General features: G+C 47.5%; 21 protein-coding genes and 1 riboswitch. Of the genes, 20 read left to right on the top strand and 1 reads right to left on the bottom strand.

The annotated features are described in order from the left end of the window. Positions 1 to 85 precede the first annotated feature (85 nt). From ABD014_RS18350 to ABD014_RS18405, 12 genes are all read left to right on the top strand, one after another. Positions 86 to 322 carry a DUF4227 family protein gene (locus tag ABD014_RS18350; RefSeq protein WP_343863450.1) on the top strand — a complete coding sequence of 79 codons (237 nt, stop codon included), beginning with the start codon at positions 86 to 88 and terminating at the stop codon, positions 320 to 322. Between the two features lie 30 nt (positions 323 to 352). Then, positions 353 to 1,279: a site-specific tyrosine recombinase XerD gene (gene xerD / locus ABD014_RS18355; protein WP_343863452.1), complete on the top strand. Its 927-nt coding sequence runs from the start codon at positions 353 to 355 to the stop codon at positions 1,277 to 1,279. Positions 1,280 to 1,347: 68 nt separating this feature from the next. After that, on the top strand, positions 1,348 to 2,175 hold the full coding sequence (locus ABD014_RS18360; RefSeq protein ID WP_343863454.1) for a purine-nucleoside phosphorylase: 828 nt from the start codon (positions 1,348 to 1,350) through the stop codon (positions 2,173 to 2,175). Positions 2,176 to 2,352: 177 nt separating this feature from the next. Beyond that, positions 2,353 to 3,540, top strand: a complete 1,188-nt coding sequence (locus tag ABD014_RS18365; RefSeq protein ID WP_343863456.1) for a D-alanyl-D-alanine carboxypeptidase family protein — start codon at positions 2,353 to 2,355, stop codon at positions 3,538 to 3,540. A gap of 92 nt (positions 3,541 to 3,632) precedes the next feature. Then, positions 3,633 to 3,986, top strand: a complete 354-nt coding sequence (gene spoIIAA, locus ABD014_RS18370) for an anti-sigma F factor antagonist (protein ID WP_126997732.1) — start codon at positions 3,633 to 3,635, stop codon at positions 3,984 to 3,986. Then, positions 3,983 to 4,435, top strand: coding sequence for an anti-sigma F factor (gene spoIIAB, locus ABD014_RS18375; protein ID WP_251412045.1), 453 nt, complete (start codon positions 3,983 to 3,985; stop codon positions 4,433 to 4,435). The genes spoIIAA and spoIIAB overlap by 4 nt, the downstream gene beginning before the upstream one ends. 11 nt (positions 4,436 to 4,446) lie before the next feature. After that, the gene (gene sigF, locus ABD014_RS18380) at positions 4,447 to 5,202 is read left to right on the top strand and encodes an RNA polymerase sporulation sigma factor SigF (protein WP_068781790.1); all 756 of its coding nucleotides are present in this window, start codon (positions 4,447 to 4,449) and stop codon (positions 5,200 to 5,202) included. A gap of 439 nt (positions 5,203 to 5,641) precedes the next feature. Then, a complete protein-coding gene (locus tag ABD014_RS18385; protein ID WP_343863461.1) occupies positions 5,642 to 6,292 on the top strand; it encodes a stage V sporulation protein AA in 651 nt (216 codons plus the stop codon). Positions 6,293 to 6,318: 26 nt separating this feature from the next. Further along, entirely contained in the window at positions 6,319 to 6,714 is a 396-nt protein-coding gene (locus ABD014_RS18390) for a stage V sporulation protein AB (RefSeq protein WP_343863745.1), read from the top strand. A 545-nt stretch (positions 6,715 to 7,259) separates the two neighbouring features. Beyond that, entirely contained in the window at positions 7,260 to 8,933 is a 1,674-nt protein-coding gene (locus tag ABD014_RS18395) for a spore germination protein (protein ID WP_343863463.1), read from the top strand. 113 nt (positions 8,934 to 9,046) lie between these two features. Then, positions 9,047 to 10,378 carry a diaminopimelate decarboxylase gene (lysA, locus tag ABD014_RS18400; RefSeq protein WP_343863465.1) on the top strand — a complete coding sequence of 444 codons (1,332 nt, stop codon included), beginning with the start codon at positions 9,047 to 9,049 and terminating at the stop codon, positions 10,376 to 10,378. Positions 10,379 to 10,561: 183 nt separating this feature from the next. Then, positions 10,562 to 10,996 (top strand): peptidylprolyl isomerase, encoded by a 435-nt coding sequence (locus ABD014_RS18405; protein ID WP_343863467.1) that lies wholly within the window; start codon positions 10,562 to 10,564, stop codon positions 10,994 to 10,996. Positions 10,997 to 11,080: 84 nt separating this feature from the next. Here the strand turns inward: ABD014_RS18405 and tlp are convergent, their stop codons facing one another. Further along, the gene (gene tlp, locus ABD014_RS18410; protein ID WP_343863469.1) at positions 11,081 to 11,302 is read right to left on the bottom strand and encodes a small acid-soluble spore protein Tlp; all 222 of its coding nucleotides are present in this window, start codon (positions 11,300 to 11,302) and stop codon (positions 11,081 to 11,083) included. Between the two features lie 183 nt (positions 11,303 to 11,485). After that, positions 11,486 to 11,677, top strand: a riboswitch (FMN riboswitch). Positions 11,678 to 11,936: 259 nt separating this feature from the next. Here tlp and ribD point away from each other — a divergent pair. The 8 genes from ribD to ytfJ all read left to right on the top strand — a co-directional run bounded on the left by ribD (position 11,937) and on the right by ytfJ (position 18,504). After that, on the top strand, positions 11,937 to 13,040 hold the full coding sequence (ribD, locus tag ABD014_RS18415) for a bifunctional diaminohydroxyphosphoribosylaminopyrimidine deaminase/5-amino-6-(5-phosphoribosylamino)uracil reductase RibD (RefSeq protein ID WP_343863471.1): 1,104 nt from the start codon (positions 11,937 to 11,939) through the stop codon (positions 13,038 to 13,040). A gap of 32 nt (positions 13,041 to 13,072) precedes the next feature. Further along, positions 13,073 to 13,744 carry a riboflavin synthase gene (gene ribE / locus ABD014_RS18420; protein ID WP_343863473.1) on the top strand — a complete coding sequence of 224 codons (672 nt, stop codon included), beginning with the start codon at positions 13,073 to 13,075 and terminating at the stop codon, positions 13,742 to 13,744. A 99-nt stretch (positions 13,745 to 13,843) separates the two neighbouring features. Then, positions 13,844 to 15,073, top strand: coding sequence for a bifunctional 3,4-dihydroxy-2-butanone-4-phosphate synthase/GTP cyclohydrolase II (locus ABD014_RS18425; RefSeq protein WP_343863475.1), 1,230 nt, complete (start codon positions 13,844 to 13,846; stop codon positions 15,071 to 15,073). A gap of 60 nt (positions 15,074 to 15,133) precedes the next feature. After that, positions 15,134 to 15,601: a 6,7-dimethyl-8-ribityllumazine synthase gene (ribH, locus tag ABD014_RS18430; RefSeq protein WP_343863477.1), complete on the top strand. Its 468-nt coding sequence runs from the start codon at positions 15,134 to 15,136 to the stop codon at positions 15,599 to 15,601. Positions 15,602 to 15,680: 79 nt separating this feature from the next. After that, complete coding sequence (locus tag ABD014_RS18435) at positions 15,681 to 16,493, top strand: segregation and condensation protein A (protein WP_343863479.1); 813 nt, start codon at positions 15,681 to 15,683, stop codon at positions 16,491 to 16,493. Continuing rightward, positions 16,462 to 17,106: an SMC-Scp complex subunit ScpB gene (gene scpB / locus ABD014_RS18440; RefSeq protein WP_343863481.1), complete on the top strand. Its 645-nt coding sequence runs from the start codon at positions 16,462 to 16,464 to the stop codon at positions 17,104 to 17,106. Before ABD014_RS18435 ends, scpB begins: the two co-directional genes overlap by 32 nt. Before the next feature lie 130 nt (positions 17,107 to 17,236). Then, a complete protein-coding gene (locus tag ABD014_RS18445; protein ID WP_343863483.1) occupies positions 17,237 to 17,944 on the top strand; it encodes a DUF2953 domain-containing protein in 708 nt (235 codons plus the stop codon). A 107-nt stretch (positions 17,945 to 18,051) separates the two neighbouring features. After that, positions 18,052 to 18,504 (top strand): GerW family sporulation protein, encoded by a 453-nt coding sequence (gene ytfJ / locus ABD014_RS18450; protein ID WP_343863486.1) that lies wholly within the window; start codon positions 18,052 to 18,054, stop codon positions 18,502 to 18,504. Position 18,505: the final 1 nt, after the last annotated feature.

An 18,505-nucleotide genomic window follows, 5' to 3' on the forward strand; every position in this document is an offset into this window, starting at 1 on the left:
CGGATTGGATATATACTTGTACAAATGCTGTTCTCGTCTCAAGGCAGAGCGGGGCGGCAATCCGTGATAAAGGTAGGGGAGAACGATGGTCATTTCTTTGCGCAAGAGTCTACGTTTATTGAAGTATCTGATTGTATTCATCATGCTTACTTATGCCTTATACAAAGCGTTTGGCTACCTGGATGTAGCTTTGCTCCCGATGGATAGATATCGTATTCCTGAGGGCTCAGCAGTGAAGGCCTTTCATGCCGGAAGTATGGATGCGCTAGATCCGGAGACTCCATTGCAGAGATTGAAGCTATTTTTCTGGTATGGTGAATAATGATAGATTAGGATGAGAGGGGGCGATGAATTGGAACAGGTTATTGCCTCTTTTATATCGCAATTGGCGGATCGTAAAGGTCTGAGTGAGCGAACACAGGAAGCATACACCCGTGATTTACAGCAGTTTGTTGCTTATTTGCAGAGCCGTGGAATCGATGATTTCAATGAGGTCACCAGGGCCGGGATATTGCTCTATTTCTCCGCTTTGAAGGAGAAGGGCAAGTCACCTGCGACCATTGCCAGGGTCACCGTGACACTGCGGTCTTTTATACATTATTTGCAGCAGGAGCGGATGATTGATCATGATCCGTTCCTGATGATTGAGTCTCCGAGAATGGACAAGACCCCACCTGAGACGTTAACCATTGAAGAGACAGAAGCTTTGCTGGACATGCCCGATCCAGATACCCCTTTGGGGTTAAGGGACAAAGCGATGCTTGAATTATTGTATGCTACAGGAATTCGTGTTAGCGAGTTGATCTCTCTGGAGGTAAGCGACATTAATTTGCAGCTGCAATTTCTGCGCTGTGCAGGTGAGAACGGCAAGGAACGAATTATTCCTGTTGGGGCCATAACGATAGAATGGCTAGACCGTTATTTGAAGGATTGCCGTCCGAGATGGGTGAAGGAAGCAGACCAGGGTCCGTTGTTCTCAAATCGTCAGGGAGGGACGCTGAGCCGTCAAGGATTTTGGAAAATCGTTAAGAAATACGGGGCAGAGGCAGGTATCAGCAAGCAGATTACCCCGCACACTTTGCGTCATTCATTTGCCGTACATATGCTTCAGGGTGGGGCGGATGTGCGTGCTGTGCAAGAGATGTTAGGCCATCAGAGTGCTTCGACCCTACAGCTCTATTTAAATAAATCGGGTGGAAATCTAAAATCGGTGTATGATTCCTTTCATCCGCGGGCAAAACGGCAAATAGAAGATCGGTCCACCGGTACTAAGGAATAAAGAAGCTTATCGCAGTAGGAAGTTATGAAGTCTGTAGCATGAGCCATTTATTATAACTTGAAGGAGAAATGACAATGACACTTACCAAAGAGATGATTGTAGAGGCGGCCGGGTATATTTCGTCCGTAGCTAAGATGAAGCCGGAGGTTGGCCTGATTCTCGGCTCTGGACTTGGTATTCTTGCCGACCACATTGAACAGGCGGTCAGCATATCCTATGCAGATATTCCTCATTTCCCACAGTCCACGGTAGAAGGACATGCTGGTGAACTATTAATCGGTCAAGTGCAGGGCAAGCCGGTCGTTATGATGAAAGGCCGCTTCCATATGTATGAAGGTTACGGTCCTGAATTGACAGCGTTCCCTGTACGGGTTATGAAAGAACTGGGCGTAAAGACGCTGCTCGTTACCAATGCGGCCGGTGGTGTCAATACCTCATTTACTCCAGGCGATCTGATGCTCATATCCGATCACCTCAATATGACAGGGAAGAATCCGTTGATCGGTGCCAATGACGATGAGCTTGGGCCGCGTTTCCCGGATATGTCGCAGGCTTACAGCCGTAGATTGCGTGAGCTCGCGCGGTCTGTTGCGGACAAACTGGGGTTCTCTCTGCAGGAAGGCGTGTATGCTGGACTGCTTGGACCATCCTATGAGACTCCGGCAGAGATCCGCATGCTGCGTACACTGGGCGCGGACGCCGTCGGTATGTCCACCGTCTCAGAAGTCATTGTAGCGAGTCATGCGGGGCTTGAGGTGCTTGGTATCTCTTGTATCAGCAATATGGCAGCTGGTATTTTGGACCAGCCATTATCACATGCGGAAGTCATGGAGACGACGGATCGTGTACGTGAGCAATTCCTCAGTCTGGTACAGACGATCATACCGCAGCTGTAGTTAAGAGATAAAGTATTATAAAACATAATCTTAAGCGGCGTTCCTGCGCGAGGCATAAGCCTCACGGGAATGCCGCTTTTTTTCTTAGGGAACTGTCATGTAGGAATATAATGCCATGAAATGGAGCATACTAGGTTAGCAGAATCCAGACTTTTAGTATAAAGGGGGAACAACCGCTTGAAGAAGATGCTAATCAGTGGGCTTATGGCTCTTATATTGACAGTATCTGCATGGCCTATGGCGGCCTTGGCAGAGGATGGAGGGGCACGCGATAACGCAGAGGTACTGACGCTGGCAGAGAATGCCCGCTCTGCTATCCTGATAGATGCGGACACCGGGACGGTTATTTATGAGAAACATAGTCATGAGAAGCTGCCGCCTGCCAGTATAACGAAAATTATGACGATGCTACTGACGATGGAAGCGATCGATGAGGGGCGCTTGAAGTTGACAGATAAGGTGACGACGAGTGAGCATGCTTCATCGATGGGCGGGTCGCAAATTTTCCTCGAGGTCGGGGAAGAAATGACGGTCGATGATCTATTGAAGGGGGTAGCAATGGCCTCTGGTAATGACGCCTCCGTTGCGTTGGCAGAGAAGATCGCAGGCTCGGAACAGGGCTTTATCAAGCTAATGAATGAGCGGGCACAGGAGCTTGGACTCAAAGACACTCACTTTGCCAACTGCAATGGATTGCCAGTAGCTGACCACTACAGCTCTGCTCATGACATCGCTATGATGAGTCGCGAACTGCTGAAGTATGAGGGGATTACGAAGTATACCGGTGCCTATCAGGATTATTTGCGCAAGGATTCCGCTAAGCCATTCTGGCTCGTCAATACGAATAAGCTTGTTCGCTTTTACAGCGGGGCAGATGGCCTTAAGACGGGGTATACCTCAGAAGCCAAGTTCTGTCTGGCAGCGACAGCGAAGCGTGATGGAATGCGCTTGATTGCGGTCGTGCTCGGGGAGCCGAATACGAAGACGCGTAACAGTGAAGTATCCGCGATGTTCGACTATGCATTTTCGCAATACGCGCTGCAACCGATCTATAAATCCGGCGAGGTGATCGGAAAAGTGAAGGTTCAGAAGGGGGAGGCCGCGCAGCTTGAACTGACCGCCTCCAAGACAATGAGCGTTCTGGTCAAGAAAGGCTCCAAGCTGGAGAATATTACGCAGAAGCTGGTTGTTCCTGAGAAGATTGCCGCCCCTGTCAAGGAAGGGCAATTGATTGGCCAACTCCTAATCGTTCAGGATGGACGGACGCTGGCCGAGTTCGATTTGAATGCGGCTACCGCAATTAAGAAAGCTGGCTTTTGGACCTTATTCAAACGAACGGCTTCGCATATGTTTTTTGTAGATTAATAGGTTTTTTCTTCTAGTTTTGTCATAGAGCAGGATTCGTTCAAAGACGTGTAGAATTGTTGTGTTCATGTCAGGGAGGAGAGTGAACAGACGTGAATTTGCAAATGGAAACTGTGAGGCATCGCGAGACGCTTATTGTACGTTTATCCGGCGAGCTGGACCATCATACTGCAGATTTGGTGCGTATGCGCATGGATGAGGAGATTGGGCGAGAGGGCTGCCGCAATTTACTGCTCAGTCTCAAATCGCTGCAGTTCATGGACAGCTCAGGGCTTGGAGTTATTCTCGGACGCTATAAGCTGATTAAGCAAAAGGGCGGGAAGATGGTCGTCAGCGACGTGAACCCGCCGGTATTCCGCTTGCTGGAGATGTCAGGCTTGTTCAAGATTATGTCTATTTATGAAAATGAGAGCAGCGCGCTCTCGGAGTTGGAGGTCGCCCTATGAAGGAGAATAGTAGCAACTTTATGACCTTGCAATTCGCAGCAAAATCGGAGAATGAGTCCTTCGCCAGAGTAACGGTAGCCGCTTTTGTCTCTCAGCTGGATCCGACGATGGATGAGATTACAGACTTGAAGACCGTAGTGTCTGAAGCGGTAACAAACTCTATTATCCATGGTTATGAGGAGAATTCGGAAGGAGTGGTCACGATCTCCGCCTGGATTGAGGAGGATACGATAACCCTGCTTATCGAAGACAAAGGCCGCGGGATTGAAGATTTGGAGCTGGCTAAGCAGCCGCTATACACTTCCAAGCCGGAGCTGGAACGGTCCGGGATGGGCTTTACAATCATGGAGAATTTTATGGATGAGTTTGACGTCGCAAGCGAGGTTGGCGGCGGCACTTCGATTCGGATGAAGAAGAGGATCGTATCGAAGAAAGCTTTATACAATTAGGGGTTGGAGATATGGATGCCGAAGTGAAGCAAGCCTCGAGAGAGTATTTGGACGATGCGGAAGTGAAAAGGCTGATCGCCTTGAGCCAGGCTGGAGATAATGTGGCCAGGGACAGGCTCGTAAGCTGCAACACAAGGCTGGTCTGGTCGGTCGTACAGCGGTTCATGAACCGTGGCTACGAGCCGGAGGATTTGTTCCAAATCGGCTGCATCGGACTGTTAAAGTCGGTGGATAAATTCGATCTAAGCTACGATGTCAAATTCTCAACCTATGCGGTTCCGATGATTATCGGGGAAATTCAGCGCTTCTTACGTGATGATGGAACGTTGAAGGTTAGCCGTTCGTTGAAGGAAATGGCGAATAAGGTGCGCAAGAAGAAGGACGAGCTGTCCAAGGTGCTGAACCGACTTCCGACGGTGAAGGAAGTGGCGGAGGAGCTCGGGGTAACGCCGGAGGATGTCGTATTCGCCCAAGAGGCGAATAAGCCGCCAGCCTCTATCCATGAGACGGTGTTCGAGAATGATGGCGACCCGATTACACTTATGGATCAGATCGCCGATGAGTCCCAGGAACGCTGGTTCGATAAGCTGGCTCTGCATGAAGCGATCGATGGATTGTCAGAGCGGGAGCGGCTGATTGTGTATTTGCGCTATTATCGCGATCAGACGCAATCTGAGGTAGCGGCCAGGCTTGGAATCTCCCAGGTTCAGGTATCCAGGCTAGAGAAGAAGATCTTGCAGAGCATTCGCGATCAGATCGCTCAATAGTAGTTCCAGAGGATGCAGGGGATCGTTGCTCTAAATCTAAGGGTTGTTTTAAGCTCGATACGATTGAAAGACAGGGGCTGTCTCAAGGGTTGGTTTTTGACCCGGAGACATCCCCTTTTGCATGTCCAAAAAAGCGGAAATCCTCATGCTTTGGCCGGAGTACTCGGACATTTTTGTCCGTTAGCGCCCAGTCTTTAGTTCGCTTCACTTGTAACGGACAATTTTGTCCATTACAGGGGAAAGGACCACGGGAAACTGCTAATTTGTGCTTCTAATGGTCAAAAGTGTCCGTTAGGAATACGAGATTATGTTTTTCTTGCTCTAAGGGACATTTTTGACCGCTTCTTTAGCGCCCTAAGCCGCAAATGTCACAACTTCGAGTAAATATAAGTCTCACTTGGCATACTATGGACATTACGAAAAAAAGGGGTGGCTATCATTGAACCCAATACCTCATCCCTGCATTTATGTACGGCTGCGCAAGCAAGTCAGGCTTCCGGCTGGTTCCCCCATTCATCTTCGCGACATTGCTCGCGTACTCGCCGAGCCTCATCAAGAAGAAGTTCTGTTAAATTTGGAGCTTGAGCGGCCGCAGAAGAGCGATGGCAATCTCATCGTGATCGATACCCTGCAAGTGATTTCTGTTATCAAGCAGCGATTTCCTGCGGCTCAGGTTGAAGTGATCGGTGAGCCGCATGTGCTGATCGAGATGATCGTGAAGGAGAAGAAGCCTTCACTTGTGCTATTTGCGGTAGTCTGGCTCCTGCTATTCTTCGGAGCCGCATTGACGATCATGAACTTCCATGCTGATGTAAGCATGCCGGAGGTTCAGGTGCGGATCGTGGAGATGATTACTGGTCACCGGGACGAGCATCCTTATCTTTTTCAAGGCGCATACTCCCTTGGCATCGGCTTCGGGATGATCATCTTCTTCAATCATCTATTCAAGAAGAAATGGAATGAGGAGCCTACTCCCCTTGAGGTCGAGATGTTCCTGTACCAGGAAAATCTGAATCAATATGTGGTTGCTGAGGAATATAAACGGATGAGCGAACAAGAGGCCAAGGAGAAGGGGGAGAAGCCCCTTTGAGCGGTGCGGTGATATACGGTGGTCTTATGTTTCTTGGATTTGCTGGGGGAATCGCCGTCGGTGCCGGGGTGATCGCTTTATTTATCGTGCTGGATATGATTCCGCGTCTCGCCCAGATTACACGAACCTTCGATAAAGTCCACTGGTATGAGGGAGCGATGGTCAGCGGCTCATTTATCGGCACGATTGCTGATTTCTGGAATTGGAAAATAGCCGGACCTGGGCTGTTCAGCGGCGTTGTCGGCCTGTTCAATGGCATCTTTATCGGAATGCTTGCGGCCGCATTGACCGAGGTGCTGAATGTGCTGCCGATCATTGCCAAGCGACTTCATATGCAGAGGTACTTATTCGGATTGCTGCTGGCAATGGTGTTTGGTAAGGTGGCCGGGTCGCTATTCGAATGGTTCATTTACAATCCGTAAGGTAATTCAAAAAGTCCACTTTTGATAAGAAAACCGATCGAAGTAATTCAAGGATGAGCGAACGCGGTTCAAAGGTAGGTTTTCTTGCGATATAGAATTCATCAGCTTCGCTGATAACGTATAAATTCTATATCTAACACGAGGTAAAACGAGGAAGTTGATTCGACTTCGAATCTTGAATTCAGCCGGGCCCTCCGGTGCTCACGTACCAACTACGTACGTTCCGCTCCTCGGACCCTAGCTTCATCCAACCTTCTCGGTGCTGAAAACCGGATTTTTGAATCTTTACTGAATGAAGAAATTCAAAAAGTCCACTTTTGATAAGAAAACCGATCGAAGTCATTCAAGGAGGAGCGACCGCGGTTCAAAGGTAGGTTTTCTTGCGATATAGAATTCATCAGCTTCGCTGTAACGTATAAATTCTATATCTAACACGAGGTAAATCGAGGAAGTTGATTCGACTTCGAATCTTGAATTCAGCCGGGCCCTCCGGTGCTTAAATCACAAGAATATCGCAGCCATATTTTCGAAGGGAGCTAGTTACGATGGACCAAGAAAATGATCATATCCGGGAGCATGCTGATAACGAGAATATGCCTGGCTTTATTCGAGAATCGGATCGGGAGGAGCAGGAGTCAGATAAGAACACTCGTCCAGAGGAGCCTCATATAGGCATTTGGACCAAAAAAGAGGTTCAACAAAAAAGGGACGCAGAAAAGTCTGACTCCCTCGAGGATTCCATCATATATTGGCAGCAGAGCGATAGAATCAGCAGAAGTCTAGCTACTACGAAGCGGACGCTTGAGGAAGTTATCGGTCTTGGCAAGAGCTTTGACGTCGTATTCCGTGAAATGAGCTTCGCTGGCAAGAAGACGGGAATGCTCTTCATTAACGGCTTCGCCAACAGTGAGATTATGCTGGAAATTCTTAAGCGCCTCACTTACTTAACGCCGGACAATTTATCCGCTGGAGCGATGCGTTCCTTTTTTGAAATGTATATCCCCCATGTTCAGGTGGAGAAGGCCGAGGAATTAAGTGTCGTGATCAAAAACATCCTGATCGGGATGAGCGCATTCTTCATAGAGGGCGAACAGACAGCGATCATTATGGATACGCGCAATTATCCGGTGCGCAGTCCGGAAGAGCCTTCGCTTGAGCGGGTCGTACGCGGCGCCAGAGATGGCTTCACCGAGACGATGTTGACGAATGTAGCTTTGGTTCGGCGACGGCTTCGTGATCCTGGGTTGAAGTTCGAGGCCTTTCAGGTGGGGAGACGGACACAGACAGATGTAAGTTTGGCTTATATTGATGATATTGCCGACAAGCTGGAGATTGAAGCGGTACGGAAGAAAATAACAAGCTTAAATATGGACGGAATTCCGCTTGCCGACAAACAGCTTGAGGAAGCTATTCTTCACAGAGGCTGGAGCCCGTACCCTCATGTCCGATATTCCGAGCGCCCGGATGTCGTTGCTTCCCATTTGCTCGAAGGAAGGGTCGTAATATTCGTCGATACGTCGCCCAGTGTCATTATTTTGCCTACGACATTCTTTGATTTATGTCAACATGCCGAGGAGAACAGGCAAACCGCGTTCATGGGCACTTATCTAAGGTGGGTACGCTTTTTTGGAATTTTTGCGTCGCTGTTTCTATTGCCATTATGGCTGTTGATTGTGATGCATCCGGAATTCAAACCGGATATACTAGCATTTGTTGGACCGCATGATAAAGCGAAAATTCCGTTAATCGCCCAATTTCTGCTCGTAGAGTTCGGCGTGGATCTGATGCGCATGGCGGCTGTGCATACCCCGACCCCGCTCGCTTCAGCTATGGGCTTGATCGCAGCGATTATGATCGGCGATATTGCCGTCAAGACGGGCTTATTCATCAACGAAGTAATTCTGTATATGGCGATCGCAGCAATCGGGATGTTCGCAACGCCAAGTTATGAATTGGGGCTGGCCAATCGGATGGTTCGGTTGTTCCTGCTTGTCGCTGTAGCTATCTTTGACGGTCCTGGTCTAGTTGTCGGAACGACACTGTACATTCTGTTTCTTACTTTTCAACGTTCCTATAACTCGCCTTATTTATGGCCATTTATCCCATTTAATGCCAAAGCAATGGCCGCAATTTTGTTCCGGGTTCCGGTTATGTCATCCAAGCAAAGACCGTCTTTCAACAAGCCGCGTGACCGCACGCGGATGCCGCAGAACGAATAGATGGTGGGCGTGTCTACCAAATAACACAAATCATATTCATAATAATCCATTTTTCAGTTCACCGTTTGTTTGCTATACTGGTGTAAAATTGAAAACAGTGGAGGATTGCATAGATGTATTTACACGGTACGAGCAAAATTAATACGAAAGGCCATCTGGAAATCGGCGGCTGTGATACAGTAGAGCTCAAAGAGACCTACGGCACACCGCTCTATATTGTAGATGAAGACCTTATACGGCAACGGAGCCGTGAATATATGGATGCCTTCCGAGCATCCGGTTTGTCCTTCCAGGTTGCATATGCAAGCAAAGCCTTTTGTGTTATGGCTATGTGCCGGCTAGTTGAGGAAGAGGGCCTGTCTCTGGACGTAGTCTCTGAGGGCGAATTGTATACCGCACTGCAAGCAGGCTTTCCTGCGCAGAGAATTCACTTCCATGGCAATAACAAGACGCCATTTGAGCTGGAGATGGCTATTGATGCGGGCATCGGCTGCTTCGTAGTCGACAATATGGTAGAGCTGCATATGCTGCAGGCCATTGCGGCTGAGAAGAAGGTTGTGGTGAACATTTTGCTTCGCGTAACTCCTGGAGTCGAAGCGCATACGCATGAGTATATTTCAACCGGACAGATCGATTCCAAGTTTGGTTTTGATATCGGGAACGGGGCTGCATTCGAAGCAGTTAATGCGGCAGGCTTGTGCAACAATCTGAATCTACTCGGGGTTCATTCACATATCGGTTCGCAGATTTTTGAAGTTGAGGGGTTCCACTTAGCGGTTGAGCGAGTTGCTGATTTCGCTGCTCATGTCAAGGAACAGCTCGGTGTTCTGTTTAAAGTAGTTAATCTTGGCGGGGGCTTCGGTATAAGATATACAGAGGAAGATACGCCGCTGAAGGTTGCTGATTATGTCAAGGCAATTACGGATGCAGTGAAGCAGCACTTTAGCCTTAGCTATCCTGAGCTTCCGGAAATCTGGGTGGAGCCAGGTCGCAGTATTGTCGGCGATGCTGGTACTACGCTCTATACGGTCGGTACGAATAAGGACATTCCTGGCGTACGCAAATATGTTGCTGTCGATGGAGGAATGACCGACAATCCACGTCCAGCTCTTTATGAATCCAAATATGAGGCATTGCTGGCGAACCGTGCTTTTGATTCCAATGAAGAGTTGGTATCAATCGCTGGGAAATGCTGTGAAACAGGCGATATGCTGATCTGGGATATTGAGCTCCCAACTGTGAACACGGGGGATCTATTAGCAGTGGCTTGTACGGGAGCATATAATTACGCGATGGCAAGCAACTACAACCGGATTCCACGTCCAGCAGTCGTATTTGTTAAGGATGGGTATAGCGATATCGTAGTGAGACGCGAGACACTCGATGATATCGTTGCTTATGATACGATTCCTGAGCGGATTTCGAAGCAGCCCTCCTACAAATAAGAGCTATGAGGATTAAGAGCTAGCACTTGTCTATAATGAGTAGAACCGTGAGGAGAACGCATGAATTGCGCATTCTTCACGGTTTTTTATTTGTACGTAGGCTTCCTCTTTGCTCTACCGGGCATTTCATAGTACACTGGAATAGGTTTTTGACTAACGAATAAATAAAAGGAAGTGACCGATATGAAAAAAGGCAAGATCGTATTGGAAAATGGTGGAGTGGTTGAAATTCAATTTCTGCCTGAAGAAGCGCCAGGTACGGTAGAAAACTTTGAGAAACTGGCTAATTCTGGTTTCTATAACGGACTTACGTTCCATCGCGTAATTCCAGGCTTTGTTGCACAAGGTGGATGCCCAATCGGAAATGGTACGGGTGGCCCGGGTTACACGATCAAATGTGAGACTGCAACTAATGTGACGAAGCATGAACGCGGTGTTCTGTCTATGGCTCATGCAGGCAAAGATACTGGCGGCAGCCAATTCTTTATCGTATACGAACCACAACCACATCTTAACGGGGTACATACCGTATTCGGTAAAGTAACCTCCGGCATGGATCTTGTGGATCAAGTCCGTCCTGGTGACAAGATGCAAGAAGTAACTGTCTGGGACGAATAGAATAAATGCAATAAGAGCCTGCGTAGTTGCAGGCTCTTTCTTGTTGTACCTATTTTCTAGTCAACCCTAGAAATTATACAGGTTTTATTGCTGATCGGACTTTTCGTCCTTGATTTCTTCACGGAATCCTTCAATGCTTCTGAGCCGCTTCTTGTTTTTATCCTCGATTTGCTGTTTCTCGGTGCCGGAGATTTCGTCGGCATGCTCGCTTAGGTAATCCTGACCTTCATGAAAATTTTGAATGGTATTACTTATATGTTTGCTTAATTTTTGTACGTTGTCCGAACGATCGTCGGGCTTAGCCATGGAATTGCCTCCTCTAGTGTTCATTGTAAAATCAACGCTGCACGTCAATGTTTATCATCTGCTTTGCACGAAATTTTATACACAGAACGAGTGCCTCATCAGGGGAGTTTGTTCGATCCTTGATTTTTTAAGATGATAGTGTTAACATTCGTTATGCAACAACTGTTTTGCATAATCGAATATTTTTTCCTTCGGGGTCGGGTGTAATTCCCAACCGACGGTGATGGCATGCTCTATTTAATTAGGCTTCTTACGTCTAATAAGATGCATGTACGAGTCCGTGACCTGTATATCACTTGATCTATTCATGCGATATATGGCTGAGCCGGTGAGATTCCGGGACCGACAGTATAGTCTGGATGGGAGAAGGAAGACGCAGCAGAGCTTTTAGGCTAACATTATGCGCTTGGACATACTCATAAATGCCGCATACTTGCAGTCAGTAAGTTCTAATTTTCACAAAGTTAATGTGCATAATGTACATAGCTTCTGTTACAGCATAGCCATAATGGCTTTGTCTGTTCAGCGATGTGATTTTTTTGCGTACTCACTCTCATAATAACCCTGATGGATTAGATTCCGTCGGGGTTTTATTTTTGGATTCTACACTGATACAGCGAGGGAGGTGGGAAGAATGCAGATGATGAACGATGAGTTTTATATGGGTCTTGCTCTGGATATGGCTGAGCGTGCTCTGGGCCAGACTGGAATTAATCCGGTGGTCGGTACGGTCGTCGTGAAGAATGGTGCTGTTGTTGGTATAGGCACACATTTGAGAAGAGGGACAGCTCATGCGGAGGTGCATGCTCTAAATATGGCAGGCGCTGAGGCTGAGAATAGTACAGTCTATGTCTCATTGGAACCTTGCAGTCATTATGGCATGACGCCTCCATGTTCGCAGCGACTAATTCAGGAGAATGTGAAGCGTGTCGTTATAGCCTGTGAAGATCCTAATCCAAGTGTAGCGGGCAGAGGGATCGCGATGCTACGCGAGAGTGGTATTGAGGTGGAAGTCGGTGTACTGCGTGAGCGAGCTGTTAAACTCAATAGAAAATTCAACAAGTATATTACGACGAGATTGCCTTATATCACGCTCAAGACAGCTAGTACTCTGGACGGCAAGATCGCTTCGAAGAGCGGCGACAGCAAATGGATCTCCAATGATGCTGCCCGCGAAATGGTGCATACCTTGCGACATCAGCATCAGGCAATTCTGGTAGGTGTCGGAACGGTCGTCGCCGATGATCCAATGCTTACAACAAGGTTATCGGTTCCAGGATTGTCTCCCATTCGAATTATCGTTGATTCGCCCTTAAGGATTCCTGAGAATAGCCAAGTGTTGACGGACGGCAAGGCGCCAACCATCCTATTGACGACAAGCCGTGCGGCTCAAGACAGAATAGACGGGCTGCGCAAGCAAGGCATTGAAATCATGATATGTGGAGACGGCCCTGAGGTTGATCTGAAGCATGCAATGCGCCTACTTGGCGAACGTGAGATTGCCTCGATTCTGGTAGAGGGTGGAGGAAGGATCAACGGGTCGATGCTGCAGCATCATTTGGTCGATGAATTAATGGTATTTATTGCTCCCAAACTCATTGGTGGCCTTGAATCGCCGGGGAGCTTTGTCTTTGACGGTTATGAACGAATGCGAGATAGCATTGTGCTAAAGGATATGGAAGTAGAGCTCATTGGTGATAATATTTGTGTCAAAGGAAAGCCGGTGTATTCCGTATAACCAGAGTCGTAGGGTAACAAGGAGGCAAGATCATGTTCACTGGAATTGTTGAAGAAATCGGTACGATGAAATCGATCAGCCATAAGGGAGAAGCGATGGTGCTTGGCATTCTGGCCAGTCGTATTATGGATGATGTGAAGCTGGGGGACAGCATCTCTGTAAATGGTGTATGCCTGACCGCCACTTCCCTGGAAGCTTCCGGCTTTACGGTAGATGTCATGCCACAAACTTATCGCCATACGAATCTGAGGAATCTGAAGCCTGGCAGCAAGGTGAATCTAGAGCGAGCTATGGCTGCAGGCGGAAGATTCGGCGGACACATCGTACAAGGGCATGTGGACGGAACCGGCACGATTGCAAATATGCGTCAAGATCAAAATGCCGTCTTTGTCGAAATTGAACCCTCGGAGCCAGCTCTTTTTAAATACATTATTCCTCAAGGCTCGATTACAATTGATGGAATCAGTCTGACGGTCGCCAGTGTTGAAGGAGGAAGGTTCATGGTATCCATCATTCCACATACCTGGAGTGAGACAGTGCTAGCGTTAAAACGGGCGGGAGACACGGTCAATCTGGAGACGGATGTGCTAGGCAAGTATATGGAGCATCTGCTGAGATTCAGTAATAGCCCAGCAGGTCATTCGCAGAAGGGCAATCCTTCAAACGTAGATTTATCATTTCTAGTCGAGAATGGATTCGCTTGAGATCGTCAGGTCTTCTAGGCAACCGAATGAACATAGCGATTGAATTTATGGTTCCTGAGATTCATTTGAAATTTGCAGCAATAGCAGGAGGGGATTCATATGGAAGATATTCAATTAGATCGGATTGAAGATGCGATTTATGATCTGATGCGCGGCAAAGTCATTATTGTAGTTGATGATGAGGATCGGGAGAACGAGGGAGATTTTGTAGCGCTAGCGGAAAAAGCAACCCCGGAAGTTATTAATTTTATGATTACGGAAGGGCGCGGTCTTGTCTGCCTGCCGATCACACAAGAGCGAGCGGAGGAGCTGGAGCTGCAGCCAATGGTGGCGCAAAATACGGATAATCACGGAACAGCCTTCACCGTATCGATTGATCACCAGGCTACTTCAACCGGTATATCGGCTCATGAGCGTTCACTGACAGTTCAGAAGCTCATGGACCCGGCGGCCAAGCCAGGCGACTTCCGCCGCCCAGGGCATATGTTCCCGCTGATCGCCAAGAAGGGCGGTGTACTACGCCGTGCCGGGCATACGGAGGCGGCTGTGGATCTGGCCCGGATGTGCGGGGCATATCCGGCAGGAGTGATCTGTGAAGTCGTTAAGGAAGACGGTACGATGGCGAGATTGCCGGACTTGGCTGAAATCGCCAAAACTTTCGATCTGAAGCTGATCAGTGTCAAGGATCTGATCCATTATCGCAATGAGAAGGAGAAGTTGGTTAATCGTGAGGTAGAGGTGCATATGCCAACCGATTTCGGTGATTTCAGAGTTGTCGCCTATACCAATGATGTTGATTCCAAAGAGCATGTGGCGCTTGTAAAAGGCGATATCGGTGGTGATGAACCAACTCTGGTGCGTGTGCATTCCGAATGTCTCACCGGCGATGTCTTCCATTCTCATCGTTGTGACTGCGGCCCACAATTTGCGGCGGCACTGAGTCAGATTGAGAAGGAAGGCAGAGGCGTGCTGCTCTATATGCGTCAAGAAGGGCGTGGTATTGGGCTGATCAATAAATTGAAAGCTTATAAGCTTCAAGAGCAGGGCTTCGATACGGTGGATGCCAATCTGAAGCTGGGATTCCCACCAGATCTGCGCGATTACGGGATTGGCGCACAAATTCTGAAGGATTTGGGTATTCGCGAGATTCGCCTCATGACCAATAATCCGCGTAAAATTACCGGTCTAGAAGGATATGGCCTGAATGTGGTTGAGCGGGTGCCTATCCAAATGGAGGCTAATGAGGACAACACCAAGTACTTGCATACGAAACAGGCTAGAATGGGACATCTGCTGGAATTTGATGATATCGAGCAGGATGAATCCTAACAGCAGTAACTTTATTATGTATTAACTAATAAAAATACAAATTGAAGGGGATGGATATATATGGCACATGTATTTGAAGGAAATTTAGTATCTGAAGGATTAAAATACGCAATTGTAGTTGGACGGTTTAACGAGTTTATCACAAGCAAGCTGTTAAGTGGAGCGCTCGACGCCTTGAAACGGCATGGCGTCAAGGAAGAGGAGATTTATGTAGCCTGGGTTCCTGGAGCGTTCGAAATTCCGTTCGCGGCACAGAAGTTAGCGGAAAGCGGCAAATACGACGCTGTCATTACGCTGGGAACCGTCATCCGTGGTTCAACAACACATTATGATTATGTCTGCAACGAGGTCGCTAAGGGCGTAGCAGCAATTGGCTTGAAGACAGGTGTACCGACCATCTTCGGAGTGGTGACGACAGAGAACATTGAACAAGCCATTGAACGTGCTGGAACGAAGGCGGGCAACAAAGGCTGGGATTCGGCAATGGCGGCCATTGAAATGGCGAACTTGACGAAACAGCTAAAATAGTGCTTATTTAATGTAGTACCCTTTTTAGGGTACTGCATTTTCATTTTATTCGAGATGTTTATGTTACGTAGGCATTTATATGGGTGGAGGAAGTTCATTGACGACTGTATTATATAAACTGGAAGCGTTCGAGGGGCCACTTGATCTCCTCTTGCATTTGATTGATAAAGCGGAGATCGATATTAATCAAGTCTCGATCAGCGAGATAACCGACCAGTACCTTGAGTATTTACATAACATGCAGGAGCTGGAGCTGGAGGTTACCAGTGAATTTCTCGTCATGGCGGCCACACTACTGTCCATCAAGAGCAAACAGTTGCTTCCCAAGCCGCCTGTCATCGAGCTGGATGAAGATTACGGCTATTATGAAGAGGAAGAGGATCCGCGTGAAGAACTGATTCGCCAACTGATTGAATACCGGAAGTATAAGGGAATCGCTGAGCAACTGCACGAAATGGAGTGGGAACGCAGCCTTATTTTCACGAAGGAACCTGAGGATTTGACTCCATTCTTGCCTGAAATTCAAGAGAATCCGGTGAAGGGATTGCATACACAGGATTTGATAGAAGCCTTCCAGAAGGCGATCCGCAAAGCGGTCAAACGCAATACAGTGGCGCGAATCCATCGGGATGAGATCTCGGTGAAAGATCGGATCAATGAAGTGGTCTCCGTGCTTGAAGCAAGCGGTAGAGGAGGCAGACTGCTGTTCTCCAAGCTGCTGCATGAGGAGATGTATCGTCATGAGATTGTCGTTACGTTTCTGGCTATCTTGGAATTAATGAAGATGAAACAAGTGGTTTGTTATCAGAACAAACTGTTTGATGATATAGTTATTGAGTGGAGAGGTGAAGGTTCGGCCGATGAATTTTCAGGAATTGAAATCGATTATTGAAGGTCTGCTATTTCTTGCCGGGGAGGAAGGAATCAGCGTTGCACAGCTGGCGGAAGTAACCGAGCAGCGTAAAGAGATCATAAATGATGCTCTCTTAGATTTGAAGAACTCTTTTGAACGAGCGGGACGCGGTCTACAGGTCGTTCAAATTGCCGGCAACTATCAATTAGCGACTTTGCCCCAGCATGCACCTTATTTTGAGAGACTGGCTTATTCACCTTCCAGGTCCTCCTTGTCTCAAGCGGCGCTCGAGACATTATCGATTATTGCTTACCGACAGCCGATTACACGAATTGAAGTAGAAGGGATTCGTGGTGTCAAATCGGAGCGAGCTATTCATACTCTGGTGAACAAAGATCTGATTGAAGAAGTAGGACGGGCCGAAGCAATTGGTCGACCGATTCTGTATGGGACAACCAAGGAATTTCTCGACTACTTTGGGCTTGCTAGTCTGAAGGACTTGCCGGTTATGGAGGATATCGAGCCATCGGATCAACTTGAGGAGGAGACACAGCTCTTGTTCAAGAAGCTGGAAGAACAGCAGCTAACCTTTGATGATGTGGCGCGTGACAAAGTGGAGTTAACGAATAACGACGAAGGGCCGTTCGAATAGGCCTTTTTGTTTTTCCAATATTAGCCTTTACCGTAAGCAGGTAGAGGTTTTTTTGCGTTACGAATGTTTCTTATAGTGAACAGCCATACTATTAAGAGCTTGTTATCTGAATAGCATGGAGGGCGTTCTCGTGTGGATTTGGCTCGGAAGCAGCCTGTTCCTGCTGTGTCTCATCATTGTGTTACTCCTATTATCGCATATCAAGCTTCAGTTCTTTGCCAAGAAGAGTAACAAGAATGACATAGTTACGGTCGATGTTACTTTGCTCTTTGGCCTCATCTCGCTTCACTATAAAATACCGGAGATTGAACTGAAGAATTTGCAGGATGGATTGATTATCCGGGGAGAAAATAGCAATAATTTGAACGAGGGACAGACGGCAAATCACGAGCAGGCAATTAATAAACATAAGATTGAGCAATGGGCTGACGATTTTAGAGAGATGCTGAAAGCTACCCTAGGACTTCGTAGCTGGATGAAAGCCACATTGAAGCATATTAAGGTTGCCCAATTAGAATGGTCTACTAATATTGCCCTTTCCAATGCTGCGCATACCGCAACTTTGACGGGTTTCGCTTGGGCACTCAAATCGACCCTTATCGGATTTTTGTCTTATCACATTTCACTGCAACAAAGACCCAAACTATTCGTGGTACCCAAATTTGGAATTCCTCCTTTGTTTGTCAGCCAATTGAAATGTACAGCGCGAATTCGCTTAGGGTATGCTTTTTATGCCTCGTTTGTATTGGTCTTTCGTGTATTACGCGAGAATAAAGGGCTGCGCAAATGGTTTAAGTTATTGTCCAAAGCCAAATCAGCAAAATCATCAGATCGCTAATAAGACTTCAAGGACTTAAATCCCATACATACAACACGCGCGGTATGAGCAGACTACGAAAAGCGTAGGAAGTCCTTATTCAACCCAATTCTTAAGGAGGAAGTATAATGGCTGAACATCCAATTCAAGGGCTAATGCAAACGGCGATGGAGAACATCAAAGAAATGGTTGATGTGAATACCATTGTCGGTGAACCTGTTCAAACACCTGATGGCAGTGTGATCCTACCGATCAGCCGCGTTGGCTTTGGCTTTGCTGCCGGAGGCAGTGATTTTTGTATTGAGAATGATCATGATTATGAAAAGAGCAGCTCCAGCAATTCTGATGACCATGCTAAAATAAGACCTTTCGGTGGCGGTAGCGGGGGCGGTGTCTCCATTAATCCGATTGCCTTTCTTGTTGTAGGTACCCAAGGCGTACACATTGTTCCACTCGATAATCAGACTCATTTGGCCGAGAAGATGATCGATGCGCTGCCTAATGTTATTGACAGAATCCAATCGATGATTCCAAGTCGCAAAGAAGATGAGCCCAAAATTGAAGTTCATACAGAGCTTTAAG

It is taken from the genome of Paenibacillus motobuensis (assembly GCF_039521865.1).
In the GTDB taxonomy this organism is placed as follows: Bacteria; Bacillota; Bacilli; order Paenibacillales; family Paenibacillaceae; genus Fontibacillus; species Fontibacillus motobuensis.

Coding starts and splice junctions, on each gene's coding strand:
- ABD014_RS18390 (WP_343863745.1), top strand. CDS start 6,319: ATGTTTCTTGGATTTGCTGGGGGAATCGCCGTCGGTGCCGGGGTGATC.
- sigF (WP_068781790.1), top strand. CDS start 4,447: ATGGATGCCGAAGTGAAGCAAGCCTCGAGAGAGTATTTGGACGATGCG.
- ABD014_RS18350 (WP_343863450.1), top strand. CDS start 86: ATGGTCATTTCTTTGCGCAAGAGTCTACGTTTATTGAAGTATCTGATT.
- ABD014_RS18405 (WP_343863467.1), top strand. CDS start 10,562: ATGAAAAAAGGCAAGATCGTATTGGAAAATGGTGGAGTGGTTGAAATT.
- ABD014_RS18425 (WP_343863475.1), top strand. CDS start 13,844: ATGGAAGATATTCAATTAGATCGGATTGAAGATGCGATTTATGATCTG.
- lysA (WP_343863465.1), top strand. CDS start 9,047: ATGTATTTACACGGTACGAGCAAAATTAATACGAAAGGCCATCTGGAA.
- ribD (WP_343863471.1), top strand. CDS start 11,937: ATGCAGATGATGAACGATGAGTTTTATATGGGTCTTGCTCTGGATATG.
- ABD014_RS18395 (WP_343863463.1), top strand. CDS start 7,260: ATGGACCAAGAAAATGATCATATCCGGGAGCATGCTGATAACGAGAAT.
- ABD014_RS18360 (WP_343863454.1), top strand. CDS start 1,348: ATGACAATGACACTTACCAAAGAGATGATTGTAGAGGCGGCCGGGTAT.
- tlp (WP_343863469.1), bottom strand. CDS start 11,302: ATGGCTAAGCCCGACGATCGTTCGGACAACGTACAAAAATTAAGCAAA.
- ytfJ (WP_343863486.1), top strand. CDS start 18,052: ATGGCTGAACATCCAATTCAAGGGCTAATGCAAACGGCGATGGAGAAC.
- scpB (WP_343863481.1), top strand. CDS start 16,462: ATGAATTTTCAGGAATTGAAATCGATTATTGAAGGTCTGCTATTTCTT.
- spoIIAB (WP_251412045.1), top strand. CDS start 3,983: ATGAAGGAGAATAGTAGCAACTTTATGACCTTGCAATTCGCAGCAAAA.
- ribE (WP_343863473.1), top strand. CDS start 13,073: ATGTTCACTGGAATTGTTGAAGAAATCGGTACGATGAAATCGATCAGC.
- ABD014_RS18435 (WP_343863479.1), top strand. CDS start 15,681: ATGGGTGGAGGAAGTTCATTGACGACTGTATTATATAAACTGGAAGCG.
- ribH (WP_343863477.1), top strand. CDS start 15,134: ATGGCACATGTATTTGAAGGAAATTTAGTATCTGAAGGATTAAAATAC.